Below are 4,126 nucleotides of genomic sequence, written 5' to 3'. Positions count from 1 at the left end.
GCCCGACAGCGTGCCGGTGCGCGTCTGCACCGAAGGCGCCTTGATGCCGAGGTCTTTCTTCTGCTTCTCGGCGGTGGAGGTCTCGGCGCTTGAGGACACCAGGGAGCGGCGCGCATGCGCGGGCAGATTGGGCAGCGAAATGTTCTGAGCGATCGACAGGTCGAGCAGGATACCGGTCAGCTTGCGGTCTTCCGGAACCAGGAAGATGCCGTGCGCGACGGCGTCGGCCGCGGAAGCCAGCGCAAGCGGCTTGCCGTCGAGTTCCAGCGCGCCGCCGAGCTTCGAATCGATGCCGAAGAACACCCGCGCCAGCTCGGTGCGGCCGGAACCGACAAGACCGGCGAGGCCGAGGATTTCGCCGCGCCTGACGTCGAGATCGACCGGGCGGCCGGGATAGGCAGGGGTGCGGATGGCCTTGGCCGCAAGTGCTACGGCGCCGGGCGCACGCGCCGCTTCCGAGGCCTTCTCGCGCTCCTTCAGCATGCGGCCGATCATCAGCTTGACCATCTGGTCGTGGCCGATATCGCTCTTCGGCAAGGTGCCGGCCAGCATGCCGTCGCGCAGCACCACGACGCGGTCGGCTACGCGTTCGACCTCGTGCAGGCGGTGCGAGATGAAGATGACGCTGATGCCGTCGGCCTTCAGCGCCTTGATGACGTCGAGCAATTTGTCGGTCTCGGCGAGCGGCAGGCTGGATGTCGGCTCGTCGAGGATGACCAGCCGCGCCTCGATCGACAGCGCCTTGGCGATCTCGACCATCTGCTGCTGCGCCAGCGACAGGGTCGCGACCGGCGTGTCGGCGGAAAAATTGGCGCCGACGCGCTTCAAAAGCGGCGCCACCATGGTGCGCAGCTTGGCGCGGTCGACGAGCTTGAGCGGCCCGGCGCGCAAAGGTTCGCGGCCGAAGAAGATGTTGGCGGCGACGTCCAGATTTTCGAACAAATTGAGTTCCTGGTGGACGAAGGCGATGCCCGATCCCAGGCTGGCTTCGACGGAGAGCCTGTCATGCGCGGTGCCGTCGACGGTGATCGTGCCGCTGTCGGGCCTGGTGACGCCGCCGAGGATCTTCATCAACGTCGATTTGCCGGCGCCGTTTTCGCCGACAAGGCCGATGACCTCGCCCGGCCTGACCTCCATGGAGAAGCCGTCGAGCGCGACGACGCCCGGATAGGTCTTGCGCACGTTCTCAAGGCTGAGGAACGGGGCGGTCACGGATGCAGCAATGGATGTGTCGGAATAATTCATCATGCCTGACAGCGATTGGCGGGCCAATTTCTGAGCATGATCTTTTCCGAGAACCGGCTTCCACTTTTCGGGATCATGCTCTTGGCTTTTGGCAGACTGACGATCCTCGCGGTGTTCGTCAATGCGAGCAGCCGGCCCAAGCGACGTTGAGCCGGCTGAACTGCTTCAAGTCTTAGTTTCCGGCCATCGCCTTCAGATTGGCGGCGTAGGCGTCGACGTCATCCTTGCCGATGATCTTGGTCGGGATGATGATGAGGTTGCCTTCCGGGATGCCCGACTTGTCGCCCTTGAGATAGGCAGCCATCAGCTTCATGCCCTGATAGGCCCATTCGAAGGGCTGCTGCACGACGGTGGCGGCAATGGTGCCTTCCTTGACGCCGCCGAGCGTGATCGGATCGTCATCGAAGCCGACGACGGTGATCGAGCCGAGCTTGCCGGCGTCGCGCAGCGCTTCATAGATGCGCGGCGTGTTGTAGGAGTAGAAGCCGACCATGCAGGTGACGTCGGGGCTGGCGACCAGCGCGTCCTCGACATTCTTCTTGGCGCGCGCCTGGTCGATGTCGTCGCCGCGCACGTCGATCAACTCGATCTTGGTGCCGGCCAGGCCGTCCTTCATGCCTTGGATGCGCTCCTTGGCATTGTCTGCGCCGAGCAGGCCGACGAAGCCGAGGCATTTGCCGCCATTGGGCATCGCCTTCTTGGCGATTTCGGCCGCCTGCTTGCCGGCATCGACGTTGGACGAGCCGATATAGGCGACGCGCTTGGTCTGCGGGGCGTCCGAGTCGGTGGTGAACAGCGCCGTTTCCGAAGCGATCTTGTTGAGGCCATCGGTCGAGGTCTTGGGATCGACGGCCGAGACCATGATGCCCTTGACGCCGGCGGTCACCAGATCGTCCATCAGCCGCTGCTGGATGGCGACCGAGGACTGCTCGGGATATTTGAGCTCGAGCGTATAGTCGGGCAGTTCGCCCTGCGCCTTCTTGACGCCGGCTTCGGCGGCCTTCCAGAAATCGGAAGCGCCGTTGACCACGAAGGCCAGCGTCGGCTTGTCGTCGGCGCGCGCGATTGCCGTGGCCGACAGGCCAAGCAGCAGCGCGGTCGCGGCTACGGATGCATTGCGTATCAAGGATTTCATGTTCAACCTCCCGTTTGGCTCAGTCGTTGGACCGGCCGATCTTGCACTGACCTGATTTGCCGTTTGCAGCGTGGACGCCCTCCTCCTCAAAGGGGTTCCCGGCACCGAAAGAATGGCGTCGTTCCAGCCACGACAGCGACCTTAGAGACTCATCCTTCATTCGTAAATAGTCCGATTTGTCTGACATATCACATATCCGAGACAAGGCTTGCGGAGATAGGATCCGCTCGCCACCGGGCCATTTTTCGTACTCTCCCGTCGCCCCGGACGTGACCGGCCGGATGCGACGATTGACGGTACAGCGCATTTTTGTATTAGTAAACAGTATTAGTTCCGAGCCAATGCCAGCGGTTTCGCGGTGTGCCCGCCGGCGTGCCGCCCTCACCGCTGGGCAGCCGCCCAGGCCTTTTGTTAATTGAGCTTTCGCTTGTATGGAGATGCGTGGCGGATGGACCTCCGGCATACTAATAGTTATAAACGAGCTTGACGTTATTCCGATAAATCGACGGCGTCACGCCACCTTGCCGGCCTGACCGGCCAGCCAGACTGGGATTTGCCATGAGCGAGACGACGGATCGGGCCAGCGACACAGCGAGGCGGCGCAAGGCGCCGGCCAAGGGCGCCAAGGGCCGCGTCACCATGATCGATATCGCCAGGGCCGCCGGCTGCTCGCAGGCGACCGTGTCCTTCGTGCTCAACAATTCGCCAGGGATCAAGCTGTCGCAGCAGACCCGCGAACGGGTGATCGAGGCCGCACGGACGCTTGGCTACACCGCGCCCGCTTTCGAGGCGCTTCACCCGGCATTGCCTGCCTTCGAGGGGCCCGCCTTCGAAGGGCTGGACGGGGTGATCGGCTTTGCCGTCGACCAGCTCGCCACCAGCCCCGAAGCCGTGGTCGCCATCGAGGGCGCGCGCCAGGCCTCGTGGAATGCCGGCAACGTGCTTCTGGTGGCGCAGACGCTGGGCGATTCCGTCATGGAGCCGCGCGCTATTTCAGCGCTGACCAAGCGGGGCATTTCGGCGCTGATCTACATGACCATCTTCACCCGCGAGATCACAGCGCCCGACTATCTCTACGGCCTCGACATCCCGGTGATCCTGCTCAACTGCTACACGGCGGACTACGCCTTCCCGTCCGTGGTGCCGAGCGAGATCGCCGGCGGCCAGAGCTCGACCCGCCATTTGATCAGCCACGGCCACCGCCGCATCGCCACCATCACCGGCGAGCCGTGGATGCAGGCGGCACAGGACCGGCTGAAGGGCTACCGCCGCGCGCTCGCCACGGCCGACATCCCGTTCGATCCCGAGCTGGTGGTCGAGGGCGACTGGTCGGCCAGCGCCGGCTATGCCGCCACCGTCAAGCTGCTGGCGCTCAGGGATAAGCCCACCGCCATCTTCTGCCAGAACGACCGCACCGCGATCGGCTGCTACGAAGCGCTGAAGGAAGCCGGCCTGCACATTCCGCAGGACATCTCCGTGGTCGGCTACGACGACGAGGAAATCGCCAGGCATCTGTTCCCGCCGCTGACGACCTCGATCCTGCCGCACATGGCGATGGGCCAATGGGCGATCGAACAGCTGGAAGCGCCGGCGGCGCCTGGACGGGGGCGGTATCCGATCACGAAGCTGGAGTGTCCGCTGGTGGAGCGGGAGAGTGTACGGGGGGTGGTAGGGTAACGCGACTCGGCGGGCCCGCGCTGGCTTACCTTCGACCGTTAGGGAAACCTGACCAGTGGGACGAAGAGC

At 64.2% G+C, this 4,126-nt stretch carries 3 protein-coding genes; 1 reads left to right on the top strand and 2 read right to left on the bottom strand.

Annotated elements, in window-relative coordinates:
- Positions 1-1,245: sugar ABC transporter ATP-binding protein (locus EN994_RS20705; RefSeq protein WP_164746040.1), on the bottom strand; the 1,245-nt coding region annotated here is incomplete at its 3' end.
- 172 nt (positions 1,246-1,417) lie between these two features.
- Positions 1,418-2,380, bottom strand: coding sequence for a sugar-binding protein (locus EN994_RS20700; RefSeq protein ID WP_013528381.1), 963 nt, complete (start codon positions 2,378-2,380; stop codon positions 1,418-1,420).
- Between the two features lie 558 nt (positions 2,381-2,938).
- Here EN994_RS20700 and EN994_RS20690 point away from each other — a divergent pair.
- The gene (locus tag EN994_RS20690) at positions 2,939-4,057 is read left to right on the top strand and encodes a LacI family DNA-binding transcriptional regulator (RefSeq protein ID WP_063169765.1); all 1,119 of its coding nucleotides are present in this window, start codon (positions 2,939-2,941) and stop codon (positions 4,055-4,057) included.
- The last annotated feature ends 69 nt before the right edge of the window (positions 4,058-4,126 follow it).

It is taken from the genome of Mesorhizobium sp. M7A.F.Ca.CA.002.09.1.1 (assembly GCF_003998555.1).
Classification (GTDB): domain Bacteria; phylum Pseudomonadota; class Alphaproteobacteria; order Rhizobiales; family Rhizobiaceae; genus Mesorhizobium; species Mesorhizobium ciceri.
The sequence above is the reverse complement of the archived record's forward strand: the minus strand, read 5'-3'. Positions and strand labels throughout refer to the sequence as shown.

Bases quoted from the DNA above. Each gene is read 5' to 3' on its own strand.
- EN994_RS20700 (WP_013528381.1), bottom strand. From the start codon at position 2,380: ATGAAATCCTTGATACGCAATGCATCCGTAGCCGCGACCGCGCTGCTG.
- EN994_RS20690 (WP_063169765.1), top strand. From the start codon at position 2,939: ATGAGCGAGACGACGGATCGGGCCAGCGACACAGCGAGGCGGCGCAAG.